We start from the raw sequence: 19,866 nt of genomic DNA on the forward strand, positions 1-19,866 counted from the left end.
GCGCCGAGCGGTCACGGGCCCGACGATCGAGGAGTGGCCCAGATGATGTCGGCAGTGTTCACCGACCTGCGCAGCCGGCTGCGCTTCGAACCGGTCCGCCAGCAGGTCCGCGCGTCGTACGGCGGCCAGATGGTCGCCGAGACGACGGAGGCGGTCCTGGTCTGGGAACCGCACTCCAAGATCCCGGCCTACGCGGTGCCGGTGCGTGCGATCCGGGTTCCGATGACGACGGCGCCGTACCGCGCTCCGGCCCACCTCCCCGAGCTGATCGGGTACGCCGACCGCGGCCGGGTCCACGGGACGGACGGTCGCACCGTCACGCTGACCGTGGGGACCGAGGTGATCACCGACGCCGGCTTCATCGTCGACGACCCCGATCTGGCCGACCTGGTCGTGCTGCGCTGGAGCGCCTTCGACTGGCACGAGGAAGGCACCCCGATGATCGTGCACCCGCAGGACCCGTACGTCCGGATCAGCACCCGGCCGTCCGAGCGTCACCTGGTGGTCGAGTATCGCGGCACCCGCCTCGCCGAGACCCACCGCGCGGTCGTGCTCCTGGAGACCGAGCTCCCGCCGCGTTGGTACCTGCCCCGCGACGACCTCACCCCCGGGTTGTTCGTCGAGAGCTCCACGGTGACCGGATGCCCGTACAAGGGGTGGGCGTCCTACCTGTCGCTGCGCGAGGACCGGCGCGGCAAGGACCTCGCGTGGTACTACCCCGAACCGCTCCCGGACGCCGTCCCGGTCGCGGGCATGGTGAGCTTCTGGAACGAACGGGTCACGTTGCTGGTCGACGGAGAGGAGCTGCGATGAACGAGATCCCGCCCACCCGCTGGGAGCAGTGGGGCCAGAGCGGCTACAAGGACGAGTTCACCAGGCTGATCGAGTCCGGGGCCGACGTCGAGGGCGAGGCCCGACTGGCCGACACCCTGGTCGCCCGGGGTTCGCGCATCCTGGATGCCGGCGCCGGGATCGGCCGGATCGGCGGCGCCCTGCAGGCGCGCGGTCACGAGGTGCTGGCGGTCGAGAAGGACCCTGAGCTCGTCGAGCGCGCGGCGAGGCTCTTCCCGGGCCTGCCGATGCTCACCTCCGACCTGCTCGCGCTGACGCCGGCATCGCTGGCCGCAACCGGGCACGACGGCGGGTTCGACCTGATCGTGCTGGTCGGCAACGTGATCGTCTTCGCCGCCGAGGACACCGAGCCGCAGCTGCTCGCCTCGTTGCGCGACCTGCTCGCCGACGGCGGTCGGATCCTGGTCGGCTTCCACCCGGTCCGCATGCACGGCAATGCCCGCGACTACCCGTTCGACGCGTTCGCCGCGGACGTCGGGGCCGCGGGCCTGGCGGTGCAGCACCGGTTCGGCACCTACGAGCTGCACCCACCGGCGGACGACTACGTCGTCGCCGTGCTGACCCGCGCCTAGCGTCCGGTCACGCCGTCGATCAGCTCGCGCAGGATGTCGGCGTGGCCGGCGTGCCGGGCGGTCTCCCCGGTCATGTGCGCGAGGACCCAGCGGACCGACTTCGGGTTCTCGAAGTCCCAGCGCGCGACCTGGGCGTCGAGGCCGCGCTCGCGGATGGCGGCGTCGCTGTCGGCGATCGCGGCGCGATAGGCGGCCACCACGTCGTCCGCGGTGCGCTCGTCCGGCACGTCCATGCCGAAGTCGACCTCGGCGTACCGCTCGTCGCCGCCGACGACGTAGGAGAACCAGTAGCGCTCACCGTCGATCGAGTGCCGCACCAGGCCGAGCAGGGTGGTCTCCGAGACCACGAGCCGGCGGCGCTGCTGCTCGTCGTCCAACCCGTCGAGCTTCTTGAGCAGGCAGGACCGGACGAAGTTCAGGAAGGCCAGCGCGGTGTCGAGCTCTCCGCCGTCGTTGTCGGGGACGTGCTCCCTCTGGGTCTCCAGCATGGTTCTGGACTACCTCTCAGCGGTCGTCGGTGAACTTGGCCGGGCGCTTCTCCTTGCGAGCGCGGGTCGCCTCCTCGAAGTTCGAGGTCAGGATCCGCACGTAGAGCTGGCCGAGACCCTCGGCCTGCATGTGTCCCTCGAGCGAGGAGGCGTCCAGGCCGTTGACCAGGGTGCGCTTGGTGAGCTCGACGCCGGGCTGCGACCAGCCGGCGATGCGCTGACCGATCTCGACGGCGCGGCCGACGACGTCCTCGGCGATCTCGCTGACCAGACCGATCCGCTCGGCCTCCTCGGCCTGCACGTCGCGCCCGGTCAGCATGATCTCGTTCGCGCGCGAGGAGCCGATGGCCCGCGGCAGCAGGTAGGACAGGCCGAGCTCGCTGGCGGTCAGTCCGTTGTTGATACCGGCGGCGCGGAAGTACGCCGCGGGCGCGGCGATCCGGATGTCGCACGCCAGCGAGAGGCACAGGCCGCCACCGATGGCTGCGCCGTTGATCGCGGCGATGACCGGCTGGTGCAGCTTGCGCAGCGTCAGCGTGATGTCCTCGAGCATCTCCATCGAACGGAGCGCGTACGTCGGCCGGGTCAGCCCCTCGACGTGCGGAGGGACGCCTGCGGACTCCTGATCGGCCCCGGAGCAGAACCCACGACCGGCACCGGTGATGACCACAGCGCGGATGCTGTTGTCGTGGCCGAGCTCGACCAGCTGGTCGCGGAACGGCACCATCACGTCGAACGCCATCGCGTTCATCCGCTCGGGTCGGTTCAGGGTCACCACGGCGACCTCGGGCACGGGACGCTCGACCAGGACGAAGCTCACGCTGGGAAACGTAGTGCCTGCTGCGTCAGGTGGCGAGGCCGTCCAGCATCGCGACCAGGACCTTCTCGGCCTTCTTCTTCGCCGCCTTCGGGTCGTCGGCGCGGGCAACGGCGAGAGCCGACTCGACCAGGGCCCCGAGAAACGCGTTCGCGAGCTCGGCGGTGGGCAGCGGCGCGATGCTGCCGGCGGCGACAGCGGCGTCCAGGCCGGCCTGGATCAGGCCCAGGCCGTACTGCGCCTCGATCTCGTGCCAGCGTTGCCAGCCGAGCACGACCGGTGCGTCGATCAGCGCGATCCGCTGCACCCCGGCCTCCAGGCTCAGCTCCAGGAACCGGGTGATCCCCTCGCGCATCGCGTCGAGCGGGTCGCCGACCTGGAAGCTCTCCAGGAACTCCTCGACGAGGCCGGCCTCGATGGCGACGAAGACGGCCTCGAACAGCCCGGCCTTGCCGTCGAAGTGGTGGTAGAGCGCCCCCCGGGTCACGCCCGCCTCGGTGACGATCTCCTCCGCGGCCACCGCGTCGTACCCGCGCTCGGCGAACAGCGTCCGCCCGGCCTCGAGCAGCGCCGCACGCGTCGACTCGCGGCGCTGGGCCTGCGTCATCCGCTGTGGCGTCACGCACACCATCTTGACATACATACAGTCTGTACATATATACATGTCGTATGGAACTCACCGTCGAACTCCCCGCAGGCCCCATCCACTACCGCGTCTACGACGCCCGGGACGGTCAGGGCGAGACCCTCGTCTTCGTCCACGGCTTCGCCGTCGACGGCCGACTCTGGGAGCCGGTGGCACTGCGCCTGGCCGCCGCCGGCCTGCGCTGCATCGTGCCGACCTGGCCGTTCGGATCGCACACGACCCCGATGAACCCCGGGGCCGACGTCACTCCCCCGGGCGCGGCCCGGATCATCGCGGACTTCCTCGCCGCCCTGGACCTCGAGGACGTCACCATCGTCGGCAACGACTCCGGCGGCGCGGTCACCCAGCTGCTCGTCACCTCGGACCCGAGCCGGATCGGGCGCCTGGTGCTGACGAACTGCGACTCCTTCGACAACTTCCCGCCCGGCGACTTCAAGCGGCTGAGCAGGCTCGCGCACGTGCCGGGGGCCGGTTGGTTGGTGGCCCAGGCCATGCGCTTCGAGCCGATCCTGCGCGGACCGACCGCGTTCGGAGAGGTCAACGCCCACCGGCAGCCCACCGAGCTGCTCCGCTCGTTCGTCGCACCGCTCATCCGCGACCGACGGATCCGACGCGACGCGCTGCGGTTCTTCGGCGCCGCAGACAGCAAGGACACGCTCGCGGCGGCGGCGAAGCTGCCCGACCTGACGATGCCTGCCCTGGTGGTCTGGGGTGAGGACGACACCCTCTTCCCCGTCAGCGACGCGACCCGCCTCCAGACAGCGCTGAACGGCTGCGAGCTCGTGCTCGTGCCCGACGCGAAGACGTTCTCACCGCTCGACCAGCCCGAGGCGGTCGCCAGCGCGATCGCCGCATTCGTCGCCTCGCGCCCGGTCGGGAGCAGCCGGTGAACGCGGCAGCGCTGGTCGTGGCGATCGGGTTCGCGGCGATGGGCCTGGCCGCACTGGTCCGGCCGGCGTTCATCTGGGCCCCGTTCGGCGTCGCCCCGACGACTCCCGAGTCCCGCAGCGAGGTACGCGCGGTCTACGGCGGCTTCGGGCTCGCGATCGCCGCCCTGCTGGTGCTCACCGACGGCTCCGACACCCTGCGCGACGGCGCCCTGGTCGCGGTGGCCGTCAGCCTCTTCGGGATGGCCGCAGGGCGACTGGTGAGCGCCCTGGTGGAGCCCCGGACCCTGCTGCGATCACCGGGGTTCTTCCTGGTCCTCGAGGTCGGACTTGCGGCACTGACACTGGCCGCACGGTGACGCATGACGAAGGTCACCCGGTATTGATTATTTGGACACGTGTCCAGACCCGTAGGCTTGCCCCATGTTTGCTGCTCTGGGTCGTTTCGTAACTCGTTTCCGCTGGTTCGTGGTCGCCGCCTGGCTCATCGCAGCCGTCGTGGTCGCCATCGTCGCTCCCGGGCTGAGCTCGACCCAGGACGAGTCGGCGTTCCTGCCGAAGCACTACGAGTCGATCAAGGCTGCCCAGATCCAGCAGGACGACTTCCCGCAGCAGTCCCAGCCGGGCGCGATCCTCGTCTTCGACCGCACCGACGGCGGCAAGCTGACCGCGACCGACGCGCTCAAGGCGACCAAGGTCGTCGACTCGCTGAACCAGGCGATCAAGGACAAGAAGGTCCTGCACAAGGTGTTCGCCGGCGCCGCGATCCAGCCCCCGTCGGAGAACAAGCTCGTCCAGATCGGTGTCGCCGGTCTGGCCAAGAACGCGACCGGGTTCGACGACGCGGCCATGAAGGCCGCGAAGGAGCTGCGCAAGGAGGCCAAGCCGCTCGTCAAGGGAACGGGTCTCCAGCTGCAGATGACCGGTGCCGCTCCGCAGCAGCTCGACGCCCAGGACTCCAGCCAGAAGACGCTCGAGATCGTCTTCGGCGCCACCATCTTCCTGATCGTCGGCCTGCTCGCGCTGATCTTCCGCAGCGTGCTGATCTGCCTGCTGCCGCTGCTCACCGTCGGTATCGCGACCCCGATCTCCAACGGCCTGGTCGCCTGGGCGAACAACCTCTTCGACCTCAAGGCCGACAGCTCCATCACCGTGATCATGGTCGTGGTGATGTACGGCGTCGGGACCGACTACATCCTGTTCCTGCTCTTCCGCTACCGCGAGCGGCTGCGCCTCGGCGAGGACCCGGGCGAGGCGCTGATCCACGCGATGGAGCGGGCCGGCGAAGCGATCGCCTCTGCCGGTGGCGCCGTCATCGTCGCCTTCCTGGCGCTGATCCTCAGCTCGCTGAGCATCTTCCGCTCGATCGGGCCGTCGCTCGCGATCGCCGTCGGCGTCACGCTGCTGGCGGCACTGACGCTGGTCCCGGCGCTGGTCTCGCTGTTCGGCAAGGCGCTGTTCTGGCCGTCGAAGAACTGGCGCAAGGAACCGGAAGCCGCGCGCTTCGCCGCCATCGGCAACCAGCTGGGCAAGCGCCCCGCCGTGTTCGCGGCCGCGTCCGGCCTCGCCCTCGCGGTGCTGGCGATCTTCGCGCTCGGGTTCAACCCCGCGTTCGACTTCAACTCCAGCCTGCCCAAGAACGTCGAGTCGACCCAGGCGCTGACCACCCTCGAGAAGGGCCTGCCGTCGGGTGCCACCGACCCGGCGACGGTGATGCTCACCTCGAAGACCCCGCTCAACCAGGGCGAGCTGGCCACGTTCCAGCAGAAGCTGACCGGCGCCAAGGGTGCTGCCCAGGTCTCCCCGGCCGTGCTCTCCCCCAGCGGCAAGGCGGCCGCGTTCAGCGTCGTGCTGAAGGACGACCCGGGATCGGACGCGGCGATCGCCAACGTCAAGGGTCCGATCCGCGCGGCGGCACACGCGGCTGCGCCCGCGGGCACCCAGGCGTACGTCGGCGGAACCACCTCGGTCTTCGTCGACATGCAGAAGGCGATGAACCGCGACTACTCGGTGATCTTCCCGGTGGCGGCGGCGATCATCCTGCTGATCCTGGCCCTGCTGCTGCGCAGCCTGGTCGCGCCGCTGTTCCTGATGGTCTCGGTCGGTCTGGGCTTCGCCGCCACCCTCGGCGCGACCGTCCTGGTGATCCAGCACATCAAGGGCGACTCGGGCCTGATCTTCCTGCTGCCGATCTACATCTACCTGTTCGTCGTGGCTCTCGGCACCGACTACAACATCCTGATGATCGCGCGACTCCGCGACGAGGCCCGTGCTGGCCGGACGCCGCACGACGCGGCGGCCGAGGCGGTCAAGCACGCCGGACCGACGATCGCCGCAGCCGGCCTGATCCTGGCCGGTACGTTCGCGACGTTCATGCTCGGCGGGAACTCGTTCATCGTCTCGCTCGGCTTCGCGCTGTCGTTCGGCATCTTCGTCGCGGCGTTCATCATGTCGATGTTCTTCACCCCGGCACTCACCGCACTCATCGGCCACGCAGCCTGGTGGCCGGGTCACGGTGACGAGACCGACGAGGAGCACTTCGCCCGGACCGGCGAGCACTACACGCACTGACCGCAGCAGTTTCTTAGCTGACCGTTACGTCAGCTACAGCGCGAGGCGCTCGCGGACCACGTCGGCGAGCTGGTCGGCGATCCGCTGGGCCTGCTCGGCCGTCGGCGCCTCGACCATGACCCGCACCAGCGGCTCGGTGCCGGAGGGGCGCAGCAGGATCCGGCCGGACTCCCCCAGCTCTGTCTCGGCCTCGCGGACCGCGGCGGCCAGGGCCTCGTCGGTGTCGGCTCGGGCCTTGTCGACGCCCGGGACGTTGACCAGCACCTGCGGGAGGCGGGTCATTACCGCGGCGAGGTCGGCGAGCGACTTGCCGGTTGCGGCCATCCGGTCGAGGACCTGGAGAGCCGTGAGGATGCCGTCGCCGGTGGTGGCGTGCTCGCTCATGATCACGTGACCGGACTGCTCGCCGCCCAGGGTGTACCCGTGGGCGTTCATCGCTTCCAGCACGTAGCGGTCGCCGACGGCGGTGAGCTCGATCTTCACGCCGGCGGCCTTCATCGCCTGGACCAGGCCGAGGTTGGACATCACCGTCACGACGAGGGTCTCGGCGGCCAGCCGGTCCTGGTCCTTCAGCGCGAGCGCGAGGACCGCGAGGATCTGGTCGCCGTCGACGACGTTGCCGCCCGCGTCCACGGCCAGGCAGCGGTCGGCGTCGCCGTCGAGGGCGAACCCGACGTCGGCCCCGTGCTCGAGGACGGCGGCCTGGAGCACCTCGAGGTGCGTCGAGCCGCAGCCCTCGTTGATGTTCAGTCCGTCGGGCTCCGCGCAGATCGCGATGACCTCGGCACCGGCCTCGCGCAGCGCGAGCGGACCAGCCACCGATGCGGCGCCGTGGGCGCAGTCGAGGACGACCTTGATGCCGTCGAGGCGGTTGCCGATCGTGCCGTCCAGGTGGGCCGCGTACTCGGCGATCGCGGTGTCGTGGGTGCGCACCCGGCCGACGTCGCCCCCGGTCGGTCGCTCCCACGGCTCCTCGAGCCGGGCCTCGATGGCCTCCTCGATGGCGTCGTCGAGCTTGAGTCCGCCTCGGGCCAGGAACTTGATGCCGTTGTCGGGCATCGCGTTGTGCGAGGCGGAGAGCATCACGCCGAGGTCGGCGTTCAGCGACGCCGTCAGGTAGGCGACACCGGGCGTCGGGATCTCGCCGAGAAGCAGGACGTCGATCCCGGCCGAGGCCAGGCCTGCGACGACGGCCGACTCCAGGAACTGCCCGGAGATCCGGGTGTCCCGGCCGACCACCGCGAACGGGCGGTGGCCGGAGAACGTCCCGCGCTCGGCGAGGACGTGCGCTGCGGAAACGGAGAGGTCCAGGGCCAGCTCAGCGGTGAGTACACCGTTGGCCAGACCCCGGACCCCGTCCGTGCCGAAGAGCTTCGCCATGAAAGCGAAAGCTCCGATCAGCGCTTGCTGAACTGCGGCGCCTTGCGGGCCTTCTTGAGACCAGCCTTCTTGCGCTCGATGACGCGGGCGTCGCGGGTGAGCAGGCCGGCCTTCTTGAGCGACGGCCGGTTCGCCTCGACGTCGACCGCGTTCAGGCAGCGGGCCACGCCCAGGCGCAGCGCGCCGGCCTGGCCGGTGATGCCACCGCCGTGGATGCGGGCGATCACGTCGAAGCGGCCCTCCAGCTGGAGGTTCGCGAACGGCTCGTTCACGACCTGCTGGTGCAGCTTGTTCGGGAAGTAGCTCTCCAGGGTGCGGCCGTTGACGGTCCACTGGCCGGTGCCCGGGACGATCCGGACGCGGGCGACGGCCTCCTTGCGACGGCCGGTGGCCGCGGCGGGGGCGATGGTCGCCGGACGCGACGGGGTGTCCGCGGTCGGGGCGCTCTCGGAGGAGTAGGCGACGCCGTCCTCGTTGACCTCGTAGGCCTCTTCGCCGTCGAAGTCCAGGTCGGCGTTCTCGTTCACGTTCTCAGTCACTTCAGAATCCTCGGTGTCGGGAAAGTCTTACTGGGAGATCTGGGTGATCTCGAAGGGCTTGGCCTGCTGGGCAGCGTGCGGGTGCTCCGGACCGGAGTACACCTTCAGCTTCTTCAGCATCTGACGACCGAGGCGGTTCTTGGGGAGCATGCCCCAGACAGCCTTCTCGATCGCCTTGCGCGCGTCCTTCTCCAGCAGCTCGCCGATCGGCGTGGAGGTCAGACCACCCGGGTAACCGGAGTGGCGGTAGGACATCTTGCTCGTGGACTTGTTGCCCGACAGCGCCACCTTGGAGGCGTTCACGATGATCACGAAGTCACCGGTGTCGACGTGGGGCGCGAAGATCGTCTTGTGCTTGCCGCGGAGGAGGTTGGCGGTCTGAACCGCCAGCCGGCCGAGGACCACGTCGGTGGCGTCGATGACGTGCCACTCGCGGGTGATGTCCGCGGGCTTGGGGCTGTACGTACGCACGTTTGTACCCTTGCTCTCGTTCGTTGCCGCACAGGAAGTCCCCGTACGGCGGTGGTGCTGCGGCTTCTGACGAACACTGCCCGGTTCAACCTCGTCCGGGTCTGCCCGGGGCCCTCGTGCGGAGGACCCAGAGCGGCAGGAGTCGCGACCGACAAGATTACCGGTTGTCCACAGGTTGGGTCAAAACGAGAGACGGGTTGTCGTGGGCGCCGAGAAGGGGAATAGGTTGTGCTGGGATCTGCGTCACCCCGGCACCCCCGGAACGGCGCCAGACGAGGCGAGAGCGAAGGAGCCCTTGTGTCCGACAGCAACAACTCCCTGACCGTCCGCGACAACCGGACCGGCAAGGAGTACGACATCCCGATCAACGACGGCACCATCAAGGCCGCCGACCTCGGGCAGATCAGGACCAGTGACGACGAGCCGGGGCTGGCGACCTACGACCCGGGCTTCGTGAACACCGCCTCGTGCAAGAGCGCGGTCACCTTCATCGACGGCGACAAGGGGATCCTGGAGTACCGGGGCTACCCGATCGAGCAGCTCGCGGAGAAGTCGAGCTTCCTCGAGGTCGCCTACCTGCTCGTGCACGGCGCGCTGCCCACCAAGGAGCAGTACGACGCCTGGGTGCACGAGATCACGTACCACACCTTCGTTCACGAGAACGTCAAGGGATTCATGCAGGGCTTCCGGTACGACGCCCACCCGATGGGCATGCTGATGGCCTCCGTCGGCGCCCTGTCGACGTTCTACCCGGAGTCGAAGAACATCTCCGACCCGGAGAACCGGCACATCCAGATCGTCCGGATGATCGCCAAGATGCCGACGCTCGGGGCCTGGGCCTTCCGGCACGCGCAGGGCAAGCCGTACGTCTACCCGGACAACGAGCTGTCCTACACCGAGAACTTCCTCTCGATGCTGTTCAAGATGAGCGAGCTCCGGTTCGAGGCCGACCCGCGCCTGGTCAAGGCGCTGGACGTGCTGTTCATCCTGCACGCCGACCACGAGCAGAACTGCTCGACCAACGCGGTCCGCTCGGTCGGGTCCTCGCAGGTCGACCCGTACTCGGCCGTGGCCGCCGGTGTCGGTGCGCTCTTCGGCCCGCTGCACGGCGGGGCCAACGAGGCGGTCCTGCGGATGCTGCGCCGGATCGGCTCGATGGAGAACATCCCGGCGTTCATCGAGGGTGTGAAGAACGGCAACGAGCGGCTGATGGGCTTCGGCCACCGGGTCTACAAGAACTTCGACCCGCGGGCGACGATCATCAAGAAGGCCTGTGACGACGTCTTCGAGGTCACCGGGGTCAACCCGCTGCTGGCGATCGCCAAGGAGCTGGAGAAGATCGCGCTCGAGGACGAGTACTTCATCAAGCGCAAGCTCTACCCGAACGTCGACTTCTACTCGGGCCTCATCTACGAGGCGTTCCAGTTCCCGCCGGAGATGTTCACGGTGCTGTTCGCGATCGGTCGTACGCCGGGCTGGCTGGCCCAGTGGCTGGAGCTGACCCAGGACACCGAGCAGAAGATCGCCCGGCCCAAGCAGATCTACACCGGCGACCGGACGCTGCAGTTCGTGCCGGCCTCCGAGCGCTGGAAGTGACCCGGCTGCTCCAGGCTCTTCTCGCGGCCAGTGCGCTCAGCGCACTGGCCGCGTGCAATTCCGGGACCACCCCACCGCCGGCACCCACCCCGACGCTGCACCGGATCGTCGGGACGAGTGGTGACGACCGCCTCGAGGGCACCAGTGGCGCAGACAGGATCGAGGGCCTGAACGGCAGCGACGTGATCCGCGGCCTCGGCGGGGACGACGTCATCGAGGGCGGCGAGGGTGCCGGCCTCGACCGCCTCTACGGCGGCGCCGGGAACGACACCATCCGACTGGTCGAGGGCGGGGACGCGTACGGCGGGCCGGGCGACGACACCATCCGCGGCGTGTACCTGTTCAGCCGCAGCCTCATCGACTGCGGGCCCGGCCACGACCACCTCTACCTGACCGACACCACCAAGCCCTCCGTGACCGTGCGCAGCTGCGAGACGGTGACGACGACCCCGGTGGAGTAGTCAGTCCGGGGTGGTGGAGCTCGCCATCGCCGCCCGCTCCACCTCGAGCAGCGACTCACCGTGCCGCTCGGCCTCGAAGGCGGCGTGCCCACCGCGCAGGCCGAAGAGCCGCTTGGAGTAGACGAGGTAGACGACGGCGGCGATGTTGACGGCGAAGGCCACGACGCGCAGCCAGGTCACCTTCTCGGCGAGCTCGTAGACCTCGAGCGGGATGAAGATCGAGGTGCCGACCACCGCGACGTACTCGCCCCAGCGCTTCATCAGCCACAGACCGACGCCCTCGAGCAGCTGGAGCCCGCCGTAGGCGAGCACGCCGATCGACACCAGGGTCAGCGTGCCGTGGCCGGTGTGCAGCGCCTTGTCGATCAGCCGCACCGGGCCCGTCGACTGGAGATCGACGCCGAGCTTCTCCGCGGCCGGGGTCAGGGTCGGCAGGAACTCGTCGAACACCTTGCGCAGGGAGTCCCGCGAGCCGTTGAACCGATGGATGCCGTAGGCCAGCGCGACCAGCAGCACGCCGCGGATGAACCGCTCGGCCGCCAGCAACCGCAGGATCAGCGCGTCCTTGAGCGCCCGACCGCGCAGCACCAGCGGGGCGTCGGCGGCCGGTCCGGTTCCGTGCGGCGCACCCGGGACGTAGGAGCCGCACCGCAGGCAGCGCCAGGCCTCGCCGGCGACGGTCTCGGCGCGGAGCCGCTCGGCCAGCGCCTCGTCGTCCGGACGGTAGGTGACGTGACCACGGACCCCGCAGGAGCGGACGCTCCAGTCGAAGTTCTCGAACGGTGACTGCATCGGGCCAGCCTTCCAGAAGCGGTTCGCGCGTGGGACCCGAAGGATAGTCTCGGGACGTGAGGTTGACCGACGGCGACGACGAGGACCTCGAGCTGATCCAGCCCGAGGACTTCCTGCCGCGCAACCCGTTCCCGACCGACGCGCAGCGCCTCGGCTTCGACCGCTGGAGCGGCGGTGGCATCGACTTCGCCGCCAGCCTCAACGGACGCAAGCGGTCGCACCGCTACGTCGCGATCACCCTGCTGGTCGTGTTCGCGACGCCTCTGGTGCTGACGGTCCTCAACCTGCTGCGCTGAGCGGCGTCGCGACGCCAGGCGTTCAGCGGCGCTCGAGCAGTCCGATGTGCTTCTCGAAGTCCTTGCTGATCGAGAACGAGAAGTCCGGCAGCAAGCCCGTCCAGAGCTCGACGGTCTCCTGGTCCGAGACGCGGTTGAGGTCGTCGACCACGATCGTGCACCGCGCCGCGAAGTGGTCGCGGAGCAGCGGCACCGCGGGGTAGCGGGCGTGCGATCCCGTCGTCGACGGCGGCCCGTCGACGAGGAGCATGCCGATCTGGTCCAGGCCGTCGAGCGCTGCCTCGGAGTACCAGTGCGTCTCGTGGTCGGCGAGCGACGTGCGCTCGAGAGGCGCCACCCGGACGTCTGCCCGGTGCGCGACCCCGTGCCGCTCGAGCACGGCTTGCGTCTTCGCCGCGTAGTCGGCGTTGTGCTCCAGCGCCACGACGCGGGTCGGCAGCCCGTGCTGCTCGATGGCCAGGGACAGGAAGAGCGTGGACAGCCCGCTGCCGCACTCGACGACCAGCTGCGGCTTGTCCTCCAGCAGCCGGTCGACGCAGAAGAGCAGCAGGTCCGCGGATGCGGCCCAGCCGCCGGCGGGCGGCGCGGCGGCCTCGAGGCGGACGAGGTCCTTCAGGTTCAGCAGGGCCTGGACCTGGCGCTGTCCGGCGAGCTGCTGGCGCTGGGCCTCCTTGCGGTCAGCCGCCATCTGCTTGCCGAGGTCGAGGGTGAGGTCGTGGTGGGTCTTCTGGAGCTTCGCGGCCTGCTCAAGGCGGGTCAGACGATCACGGGTGCCCTTGGCCGACCGGTCGACGCGCTCGGAGAACCGCTGCGACTTGATGGCGTCGCGACGCACCGCGCGCACGACGTACACGAGCCCGGCCAGCGTGACGGCCTGCATCAGGGCGACGCCCAGGACGACGGTCACCACGACGCCGTCTGCGCCGAGGTCGCTGCGCCCGATAACGACCAGGACCACGATCCCGAGGACGGCGGCGGCCACCACGAACCCGAGCAACGCCTGCTCGCGCCCACCCAGGCGCGCACGCGCGGCCGGACCCGTCTTTCGTTCCTGCGCCATGCGTGCTCCTTCACAGCCCGATCTGGGACCGCGTCAGTGTAACGACGCGCCCGGACCGGGTCGGGCCAGGTCGGACGGCGTTGCTCAGACCTGGTCGAGCAGGGCCTGTTCCTGCTCCGGTGACGTGCCGAGCCGGCCGGCGCGGCCCGACCGTGCGGACGGGAACCCCTCGGTCTGAAGCCAGGCCCAGGTGTCCGCGACGGTGTCCGCGGCCGGTCGACAGCTCAGCCCGGCAGCGCGGGCCGCTGCGGTGTCACCTTCGTGCAGGCCGATCAGCTCGCCGGTGGGCGGCACCCAGATCGGCAGCTCGGTCCAGCCGCCGACCCCGGCGGCCTCGACCTGCTCCGGCGTCAGCCAGACCAGCTCGGCGTCGGACCCGGTGACCGCGACGCAGGCGTCGAGCAACTCCCCGATCGTGGTGTGGCCGGGAGCGCTGACGGTGTCGAAGGTGCCGGTCGTGCCGTTCTCGGCGGCGCGGATCATGAACGCGGCCAGGTCGCGGGCGTCGACGTACTGGAGTCCGCGCGAGATCGGACCGGGAGCCGGGACGCGGCCACCGCGCGCGATCCGGCCGAGCCACCACGGCAGCCGGCCGACGATCTCGTACGGGCCGAGGATCAGCCCGCAGCGTGCCAGCAGCGACCGGTCCGTGAAGGACTCCAGCACCGCGAGCTCGCCGCCGCGCTTGGCGGCTGCGTAGTCCTCGGCGGCGGTGCTCGCCGGGTCGCCCTCGACCACCGGCGCGGACTCGTCGGCGCCCGGAGCGATCGGCCAGGTGTAGACCGAGCGGCTGGAGACGTACCCGTAGTGCCCGACCCGGTCGGCCAGGAGCCGGGCGCTCTGCTGGACCACCACCGGTTCGGAGGACCAGGTGTCGAAGACCGCGTCCCAGGTGTCCGTCCCCAGCGCCGCGTCGAGCGCGGCGGCATCGGTCCGGTCCGCCGTACGGGATTCGACTCCAGGAGCGGGTGCGACGCTGCCCCGGTTGAGGGTGGTGACCTCGTGGCCCAGCGCCAGCGCGGTCTCGACGTACGCGCGTCCGACGTGGTGGGTGCCGCCCATGACCAGGAGCCGCATCAGCTCGTCCTCACCAGGCGGCGGACGTCGCGCGAGGACAGCGCGAGCAGGCTGGACCCGCCCATCACCGCGGCGACGACGATCAGCCAGGTGTCGTAGCCGACGGCGGTGGCGATCGGCCCGGTGAGCGCGAGGCCGAGCGGGCGCGCCACGAACGAGCCGACCACGTCGAAGGAGAAGACCCGCGCCAACTTGTCCGGCGGCACGTTCTGCACGATCGAGATCTCCCAGTTCTGGTCGAAGATCTCCAGGCCGAGACCGTGCAGGGCGGCGCCGAGCAGGATCACCCACAGCTGGTCGGAGACGGCCATCGCGAGCGGGAAGCAGGCGGTCAGCGCCAGGCACGCGGTGCCGATGCGCAAGCCGTGCTTGGGGCGCCAGCGCAGGTTGAGCAGGCCGCCCAGCATGAACCCGGCCATCAGCGCGGCGAGCGCCCATCCCCAGGCGGCCTCGCCGATCGCCTTCTTGACCACGATCGGGCCGAGCACGCCCTGCGCCCCGCCGTAGAACAGGTGGTAGAGCAGCGCCTGCCCGATCAGCAGCCACAGCCAGGTGTGCCGGAAGACCTCGACGGCGCCCTCGCGCATCTCGGCGAGCATCCGCTGCCGCTCGCCGCCTCCGGTGACGGCCGGTACGTCGATCAGGTGGTAGCTCAAGCCGGCGATGGCGAAGGTGGCTGCGTCGATCCCGATCGCCCACCCCGGCCCGAACCCGGCGACCAGCAGGCCCGCGACCGAGAAGCCGAGGACCTGGGCGCCGTTCTGGAGCAGCCGGCGCAGCGCCACCGCCGAGGAGAGGTCCTCGGCCGGCACGGTCTGCGGGGTCAGGGCCGAGGACGACGGTCCGCTCAGCGCACCCATCACGCCGTTCAGCGCACCGATGGCGGCCAGCAGCGGGATCGAGGACCAGCCGCCGATCAGCGACGCCGCGATCACGGTCTGGGTGACCGCCGCTCCGGCCGAGGAACCCTGCATCATCAGGTGCCGCGGGACCCGGTCCCCCAGGACGCCGCCGAACAGCGTGGTGACGACCTCGGCGAGGGCGAAGGAGGCCACCACCAGGCCGAGCTCGGTCGGTGAGCCACCCAGGTCGAGCACGGCGAACGCGAGCGCGACCGGCGTGATCGCGTTGCCCAGCGAGTTCACCCCGGCGCCGATGGCCAGGAACCGGAAGTTGCGGTGGCGGAGCACCCCGAGAGTGGCGTTCATCGGGCCCGCTGCACCCGGCCCTCGTCCCAGACCGGTTCGTCGGACTCGTAGACCGAGCCGTCCTCACCGAAGACCAGGAACCGGTCGAAGCCGCGCGCGAACCAGCGGTCGTGGGTGACCGCGAGGACGGTGCCGTCGAAGGCGTCGAGCCCGTCCTCGAGCGCCTCGGCGGACTCGACGTCGAGGTTGTCGGTCGGCTCGTCGAGCAGCAGGAGGGTCGCCCCGGAGAGCTCGAGCAGCAGGATCTGGAAGCGCGCCTGCTGACCGCCCGAGAGCGACTCGAAGTTCTGCTCGGAGGCGTGCGCCAGCTCGTAGCGGTCCAGCACCCGCGCAGCCTGCTCGCGGCCCATGCCGTCGCGGTGCGCGTCGCCGCGGTGCAGGATCTCCAGCAGGGTGCGCCCGATCAGCTCGGGGTGCTCGTGGGTCTGCACGAACCAGCCGGGCCGCACCCGGGCGCCGAGCTTGGCCTTGCCGGCGTGCCGGACCGGGGCGATCACGCCGTCGCCGACCGGGCGGTGCTCGACGTCGGGGTCCGAGCCGCCTGCCGCGAGCAGGCGCAGGAAGTGCGACTTGCCGGAGCCGTTGGAGCCGAGCACGGCCACCCGCTCGCCGTACCAGACCTCGAGGTCGAAGGGCTTCATCAGCCCGAGCAGCTCGAGGTCCTCGCAGACGACCGCGCGCTTGCCGGTGCGACCGCCCTGCAGGCGCATCACGACCTTCTGCTCGCGCGGGATCTGCTGCGGCGGGCCGGCCTCCTCGAACTTGCGGAGCCGGGTCTGCGCCGCCTTGTACTGCGAGGCGAGGCCGTCGTTGTACTCCGCCTTGATCTTGTAGCGCAGCACCAGCGCCTTGAGCTTGGCGTGCTCCTCGTCCCAGCGGCGCTGGAGCTCCTCGAAGCGCTCGAACCGCTCGCGGCGCGCGTCGTGGTAGCTGGCGAACCCGCCCGGGTGGGTCCAGGCGGTGTTGCCGGCAGCGCCCAGCTCGATGGTGATGATCCGGGTGGCGGTGTTGGCCAGCAGCTGCCGGTCGTGGCTGATGAACAGGATGCTCTTCGGCGACTCGGCGATCCGCTGCTCGAGCCAGATCTTGCCGGGTACGTCGAGGTAGTTGTCCGGCTCGTCGAGCAGCAGCACCTCGTCCGGTCCGGCCAGCAGGTACTCGAGCACCAGTCGCTTCTGCTCGCCGCCGGAGAGCGTGCTCAGCGGCCGGTACTTCGCCTGGTCGAACCCGATCCCGAGCGCGGTGGTGCAGCAGGTGTCCCAGACGACCTCGATCTCGTACCCGCCGGCGTCGCCGAACTCGGCCAGCGCGGTGGCGTACCGCATCTGGGTGGGCTCGTCATCCACGTCCATCAGGGCGACCTCGAGCCGGTCGACCTCGGCCGCGGCGGCGCGCACGCGCTCCGGGGAGACCGAGAGCAGCAGGTCGGCGACCGTCGGGGCCTCGCCCAGGCCGGCGCCCACTGCCTGGCGCATGATGCCCAGACCGCCGGAGCGGGTGACCGCACCGGCGTGCGGCGTCAGCTGCGCGGTGATGATGCGCAGCAGCGTGGTCTTGCCGGCGCCGTTCGCGCCGACCAGGGCGGTCTTCGAGCCGTCGCCGACGCGGAACGACACGTCGTCCAGGAGAACGCGGCCGTCCGGCAGCTCGTACCGGATTCCGGCGACGTCGACGTGACCCACGAGGGGCGATTCTCCCTGCTCAGGGCCTCCGACGCACGGGGTTATCCGTGAGTGCCCACCATGTTCAGGCCCACCACCCCGGCAATGATCATGGCCAGCGAGGCGGCCTTGACCCATCCCATGGACTCGCCGAGGAAGATCATCCCGATCACCGCGACCGCAGCGGTCCCGACCCCGGCCCAGACCGCGTAGGCGACGGAGACCGGCATCGAGCGCACGACCAGGGCCAGCATCCAGATCGAGAGCCCGTAGCCGGTGACGACCACGACGCTCCAGAACGGGTCGGTGAACCCGTGCGCCTTGGGCAGGAGCGCCGTTGCCCCCACCTCCACGCCGATCGCCACTGCCAGCAGCACTGCTGCGCCCCACATCCGAATCACGTCCTCTAGTTCTATGTAGCACTCGCTACATAGCCAATGTAGCACTCGCTACACGAGACCGCTAATCTGTTTCCATGGCCGAGCACCACCGCGAGGAGCTCCTCGAGCGCGCGACCGACTACGTGCTCGCCCACGGCCTGATCGGGCTCTCGCTGCGGCCGCTCGCCGCGGAGATCGGCACCAGCGACCGGATGCTGATCTACCACTTCGCCAACCGCGACGCCCTGGTCTCGGCGGTGGTCGCGCGCACCAACGAGCGCGCCATGGCCGCGGTCGCTGCACTGCCCGGTGCTCGCAGCATCCGCGCCGGGGTGAACCAGCTCTGGGCGGCGTACCGGACCGAGCCGCTGAACAGCTGCATGGACGTCTACTGCCAGGCCGCGGCCACCGGGCTGATCGGGCGCGAGCCCTACCTGACCGATGCTCGGGCCAGCGGCGAGCTCTGGGCCGGAGCGCTGCGCGGCTACCTGATCCGCTGCGGCGCCCCGCAGCGCCGGGTCGCACGCCTCGTCACGTTGGTGGACTCAGCCCTCTACGGGTTCCACCTGGACCTGATCACCGACGACCCGGACGAGCTCGCCCGCGGGGTCGACGACCTGGCTCGCGCGGCCGAGGCGCTGGCCGTCGGCTAACCCAGGAAGACGAACCGCGACCAGAGCCGTGACCACGGCTCCACCGGTGCCGCGCAGAAGAACAGCGGGGCCCCGTCCTCGTCGTTGTCGATGCCGTGGACCTCGTGGAGCCGGCCGAGGCGCTGGACCGAGGTGCAGGACCGAGCCAGGGTCGCCCGATCCAGCCCCACGGCCAGCACGGGCGCCGATCGCGGCGGCGGGCCCCACCGTCCGAAGCCGTTGTGCCCGCTGTGCGCGGCCGGGAGGCCGAGGTCCGGGCCGAACCGGTCCACCGCGCCGGCCTCCCCGTAGTTGTCGGTGAGGATCGCGGTCCCGGCCGGGAGCCGGTGGTACGCAGCCGCGATCTGGTCGACGTACGCCGGCCAGCCGATCGTCTCCCCCGCGTCGTAGTTCACGTCGACCGCGACCTGCGCGTCCTTGGCGGGGAGCAGCGGCAGCACGAACACCAGGACCGGCGTGCTGAGCACCAGCAGTGCCGGTACGACCCAGGTCCGGGCCCGGTCCACGAACGGCTGTGCGCCGGCAGCCAGGAACAGCGGCAGGAACCCCGAGAGGTAGTACGGCTTGCCGCCGGCGACCAGGACCAGCACGGTCAGGACCAGGAAGGCGACCGGGAGGCAACGCAGCGTCCGGTCCCGGAGCAGCCGGAACAGCCCGGTCAGCCACAGCGGAGCGAGCCACGGTCCGGCCTGGAGGATCACCATCGGCAGGAACGCGATCCGCGACTGGGAGCTGCCCGAACCTCCGTTCGCGATGTTGTCGGCGATCTCGCTCTGCGGCCAGCCGTGGTCGGCCTGCCAGAGCAGGTAGGGCGCCGCCAGGACGAGCGCGACCAGCACCGCCAGGTACGGGCCGGGCTCGCGGAACCAGTGCCGTGGTCCGACCAGCGCGACCGCGACACCCACGGCGGCCACCAGGGCCAGCACGAGGATGTTGAACTCGGACGTCACCCCGGCGAGGAGTCCGAGCGCGAGCCAGGAGCGGATCCCTGCCGAGCCCGCGAGGATCCGCACCAGCAGGGCGACGACCGCGGTGCCACCGAGGAGTGCGAACGTCGAGGTGCTCAGCAGGTGGCCCGTACCGAGGACGAACCCGCACATCGCTGTCGTCGTGGCCGCCACCACCTGACCGTTGCGCCGGGCGCCGAGGTCGCGGGCCGTGAGCCCCGCCAGCAGCACCACCGTGGTCGCGGCCAGTGTCGAGGGCAGTCGGAGCGCGATCAGCGATCCCGGAGCGACGATGTCGGCGAGCCGGGCCAGCAGCGGCACCAGCGGCGGCTGGTCGGGGTAGCCCCAGGCGGGGTGGTGCCCCGCGGCCAGGAAGTACAGCTCGTCGCGGTGGTAGCCGTACCGACCCGAGAAGACCAGCAGCGTGAGCCCGAGGACCGCGGCGACCGCACCCACCTCGCGACGCGCGAACGCGGGCCTCTCGGTCGTCTGCACGACGTCAGGCTCCCGTC

At 70.4% G+C, this 19,866-nt stretch carries 22 protein-coding genes; 9 read left to right on the plus strand and 13 right to left on the minus strand.

The window, feature by feature from the left end; translation table 11 throughout:
• Nucleotides 1–42: 42 nt before the first annotated feature.
• Together EFL95_RS00875 and EFL95_RS00880 are read left to right on the plus strand one after the other, a co-directional pair.
• On the plus strand, nucleotides 43–813 hold the full coding sequence (locus EFL95_RS00875; protein WP_148044928.1) for a DUF427 domain-containing protein: 771 nt from the start codon (nucleotides 43–45) through the stop codon (nucleotides 811–813).
• Nucleotides 810–1,424, plus strand: coding sequence for a class I SAM-dependent methyltransferase (locus EFL95_RS00880; RefSeq protein ID WP_123232181.1), 615 nt, complete (start codon nucleotides 810–812; stop codon nucleotides 1,422–1,424). Before EFL95_RS00875 ends, EFL95_RS00880 begins: the two co-directional genes overlap by 4 nt.
• Here the strand turns inward: EFL95_RS00880 and EFL95_RS00885 are convergent.
• From EFL95_RS00885 to EFL95_RS00895, 3 genes are read right to left on the minus strand one after another with little or no spacing between them, the layout of a single operon-like run.
• On the minus strand, nucleotides 1,421–1,912 hold the full coding sequence (locus EFL95_RS00885) for a DinB family protein (protein WP_123232182.1): 492 nt from the start codon (nucleotides 1,910–1,912) through the stop codon (nucleotides 1,421–1,423). The two genes, EFL95_RS00880 and EFL95_RS00885, sit on opposite strands and share 4 nt — an antisense overlap.
• Before the next feature lie 16 nt (nucleotides 1,913–1,928).
• Nucleotides 1,929–2,732 carry an enoyl-CoA hydratase gene (locus EFL95_RS00890; RefSeq protein WP_123232183.1) on the minus strand — a complete coding sequence of 268 codons (804 nt, stop codon included), beginning with the start codon at nucleotides 2,730–2,732 and terminating at the stop codon, nucleotides 1,929–1,931.
• A gap of 25 nt (nucleotides 2,733–2,757) precedes the next feature.
• A complete protein-coding gene (locus tag EFL95_RS00895) occupies nucleotides 2,758–3,351 on the minus strand; it encodes a TetR/AcrR family transcriptional regulator (protein ID WP_221176270.1) in 594 nt (197 codons plus the stop codon).
• A 47-nt stretch (nucleotides 3,352–3,398) separates the two neighbouring features.
• Between EFL95_RS00895 and EFL95_RS00900 the strand changes: the two genes are divergently transcribed.
• From EFL95_RS00900 to EFL95_RS00910, 3 genes are all read left to right on the plus strand, one after another.
• Nucleotides 3,399–4,265: an alpha/beta fold hydrolase gene (locus tag EFL95_RS00900; protein WP_123232185.1), complete on the plus strand. Its 867-nt coding sequence runs from the start codon at nucleotides 3,399–3,401 to the stop codon at nucleotides 4,263–4,265.
• Nucleotides 4,262–4,621, plus strand: a complete 360-nt coding sequence (locus EFL95_RS00905) for a DUF4345 family protein (RefSeq protein ID WP_221176271.1) — start codon at nucleotides 4,262–4,264, stop codon at nucleotides 4,619–4,621. The genes EFL95_RS00900 and EFL95_RS00905 overlap by 4 nt, the downstream gene beginning before the upstream one ends.
• Before the next feature lie 64 nt (nucleotides 4,622–4,685).
• Nucleotides 4,686–6,833, plus strand: a complete 2,148-nt coding sequence (locus tag EFL95_RS00910; protein ID WP_123232186.1) for an MMPL family transporter — start codon at nucleotides 4,686–4,688, stop codon at nucleotides 6,831–6,833.
• A 33-nt stretch (nucleotides 6,834–6,866) separates the two neighbouring features.
• On the opposite strand, the gene glmM is transcribed toward EFL95_RS00910, so the two are convergent.
• From glmM to rplM, 3 genes are read right to left on the minus strand one after another with little or no spacing between them, the layout of a single operon-like run.
• Nucleotides 6,867–8,213, minus strand: a complete 1,347-nt coding sequence (gene glmM, locus EFL95_RS00915; protein ID WP_123232187.1) for a phosphoglucosamine mutase — start codon at nucleotides 8,211–8,213, stop codon at nucleotides 6,867–6,869.
• Between the two features lie 17 nt (nucleotides 8,214–8,230).
• The gene (gene rpsI, locus EFL95_RS00920) at nucleotides 8,231–8,722 is read right to left on the minus strand and encodes a 30S ribosomal protein S9 (RefSeq protein WP_246004787.1); all 492 of its coding nucleotides are present in this window, start codon (nucleotides 8,720–8,722) and stop codon (nucleotides 8,231–8,233) included.
• Between the two features lie 57 nt (nucleotides 8,723–8,779).
• Nucleotides 8,780–9,223, minus strand: a complete 444-nt coding sequence (gene rplM / locus EFL95_RS00925) for a 50S ribosomal protein L13 (RefSeq protein WP_123232189.1) — start codon at nucleotides 9,221–9,223, stop codon at nucleotides 8,780–8,782.
• 297 nt (nucleotides 9,224–9,520) lie between these two features.
• On the opposite strand from rplM, the gene EFL95_RS00930 reads away from it, so the two are divergent.
• Together EFL95_RS00930 and EFL95_RS00935 are read left to right on the plus strand one after the other, a co-directional pair.
• Nucleotides 9,521–10,819 (plus strand): citrate synthase, encoded by a 1,299-nt coding sequence (locus EFL95_RS00930; protein ID WP_123232190.1) that lies wholly within the window; start codon nucleotides 9,521–9,523, stop codon nucleotides 10,817–10,819.
• Entirely contained in the window at nucleotides 10,816–11,280 is a 465-nt protein-coding gene (locus EFL95_RS00935) for a calcium-binding protein (protein WP_148044929.1), read from the plus strand. Before EFL95_RS00930 ends, EFL95_RS00935 begins: the two co-directional genes overlap by 4 nt.
• Here the strand turns inward: EFL95_RS00935 and EFL95_RS00940 are convergent, their stop codons facing one another.
• The gene (locus EFL95_RS00940) at nucleotides 11,281–12,072 is read right to left on the minus strand and encodes a DUF2127 domain-containing protein (protein ID WP_123232191.1); all 792 of its coding nucleotides are present in this window, start codon (nucleotides 12,070–12,072) and stop codon (nucleotides 11,281–11,283) included.
• Nucleotides 12,073–12,128: 56 nt separating this feature from the next.
• Between EFL95_RS00940 and EFL95_RS00945 the strand changes: the two genes are divergently transcribed.
• A complete protein-coding gene (locus EFL95_RS00945; RefSeq protein ID WP_148044930.1) occupies nucleotides 12,129–12,368 on the plus strand; it encodes a hypothetical protein in 240 nt (79 codons plus the stop codon).
• A 22-nt stretch (nucleotides 12,369–12,390) separates the two neighbouring features.
• Here EFL95_RS00945 and EFL95_RS00950 read toward each other — a convergent pair whose 3' ends face one another.
• The 5 genes from EFL95_RS00950 to EFL95_RS00970 form a co-directional block, all read right to left on the minus strand.
• Complete coding sequence (locus EFL95_RS00950) at nucleotides 12,391–13,428, minus strand: class I SAM-dependent methyltransferase (protein WP_123232193.1); 1,038 nt, start codon at nucleotides 13,426–13,428, stop codon at nucleotides 12,391–12,393.
• A gap of 84 nt (nucleotides 13,429–13,512) precedes the next feature.
• Nucleotides 13,513–14,505 (minus strand): NAD-dependent epimerase/dehydratase family protein, encoded by a 993-nt coding sequence (locus EFL95_RS00955; protein WP_123232194.1) that lies wholly within the window; start codon nucleotides 14,503–14,505, stop codon nucleotides 13,513–13,515.
• On the minus strand, nucleotides 14,505–15,713 hold the full coding sequence (locus tag EFL95_RS00960) for an MFS transporter (protein ID WP_123232195.1): 1,209 nt from the start codon (nucleotides 15,711–15,713) through the stop codon (nucleotides 14,505–14,507). The genes EFL95_RS00955 and EFL95_RS00960 overlap by 1 nt, the downstream gene beginning before the upstream one ends.
• A complete protein-coding gene (locus tag EFL95_RS00965) occupies nucleotides 15,710–17,395 on the minus strand; it encodes an ABC-F family ATP-binding cassette domain-containing protein (RefSeq protein WP_123232196.1) in 1,686 nt (561 codons plus the stop codon). The genes EFL95_RS00960 and EFL95_RS00965 overlap by 4 nt, the downstream gene beginning before the upstream one ends.
• A gap of 41 nt (nucleotides 17,396–17,436) precedes the next feature.
• A complete protein-coding gene (locus EFL95_RS00970) occupies nucleotides 17,437–17,766 on the minus strand; it encodes a DMT family transporter (RefSeq protein ID WP_123232197.1) in 330 nt (109 codons plus the stop codon).
• Nucleotides 17,767–17,849: 83 nt separating this feature from the next.
• Here EFL95_RS00970 and EFL95_RS00975 point away from each other — a divergent pair, with 83 nt between their 5' ends.
• Entirely contained in the window at nucleotides 17,850–18,407 is a 558-nt protein-coding gene (locus EFL95_RS00975) for a TetR/AcrR family transcriptional regulator (protein WP_123232198.1), read from the plus strand.
• Here the strand turns inward: EFL95_RS00975 and EFL95_RS00980 are convergent.
• On the minus strand, nucleotides 18,404–19,849 hold the full coding sequence (locus EFL95_RS00980) for an ArnT family glycosyltransferase (RefSeq protein ID WP_123232199.1): 1,446 nt from the start codon (nucleotides 19,847–19,849) through the stop codon (nucleotides 18,404–18,406). The genes EFL95_RS00975 and EFL95_RS00980 overlap by 4 nt on opposite strands.
• Between the last annotated feature and the right edge of the window lie 17 nt (nucleotides 19,850–19,866).

This window comes from Nocardioides marmorisolisilvae (assembly GCF_003725775.1).
Classification (GTDB): Bacteria; Actinomycetota; Actinomycetes; order Propionibacteriales; family Nocardioidaceae; genus Marmoricola; species Marmoricola marmorisolisilvae.

Excerpts from the sequence above, each read along its gene's own strand:
- EFL95_RS00875 (WP_148044928.1), top strand. The coding sequence starts at position 43 with ATGATGTCGGCAGTGTTCACCGACCTGCGCAGCCGGCTGCGCTTCGAA.
- EFL95_RS00880 (WP_123232181.1), top strand. The coding sequence starts at position 810 with ATGAACGAGATCCCGCCCACCCGCTGGGAGCAGTGGGGCCAGAGCGGC.
- EFL95_RS00885 (WP_123232182.1), bottom strand. The coding sequence starts at position 1,912 with ATGCTGGAGACCCAGAGGGAGCACGTCCCCGACAACGACGGCGGAGAG.
- EFL95_RS00900 (WP_123232185.1), top strand. The coding sequence starts at position 3,399 with ATGGAACTCACCGTCGAACTCCCCGCAGGCCCCATCCACTACCGCGTC.
- EFL95_RS00910 (WP_123232186.1), top strand. The coding sequence starts at position 4,686 with ATGTTTGCTGCTCTGGGTCGTTTCGTAACTCGTTTCCGCTGGTTCGTG.
- glmM (WP_123232187.1), bottom strand. The coding sequence starts at position 8,213 with ATGGCGAAGCTCTTCGGCACGGACGGGGTCCGGGGTCTGGCCAACGGT.
- EFL95_RS00940 (WP_123232191.1), bottom strand. The coding sequence starts at position 12,072 with ATGCAGTCACCGTTCGAGAACTTCGACTGGAGCGTCCGCTCCTGCGGG.
- EFL95_RS00950 (WP_123232193.1), bottom strand. The coding sequence starts at position 13,428 with ATGGCGCAGGAACGAAAGACGGGTCCGGCCGCGCGTGCGCGCCTGGGT.
- EFL95_RS00955 (WP_123232194.1), bottom strand. The coding sequence starts at position 14,505 with ATGCGGCTCCTGGTCATGGGCGGCACCCACCACGTCGGACGCGCGTAC.
- EFL95_RS00960 (WP_123232195.1), bottom strand. The coding sequence starts at position 15,713 with ATGAACGCCACTCTCGGGGTGCTCCGCCACCGCAACTTCCGGTTCCTG.
- EFL95_RS00970 (WP_123232197.1), bottom strand. The coding sequence starts at position 17,766 with ATGTGGGGCGCAGCAGTGCTGCTGGCAGTGGCGATCGGCGTGGAGGTG.
- EFL95_RS00975 (WP_123232198.1), top strand. The coding sequence starts at position 17,850 with ATGGCCGAGCACCACCGCGAGGAGCTCCTCGAGCGCGCGACCGACTAC.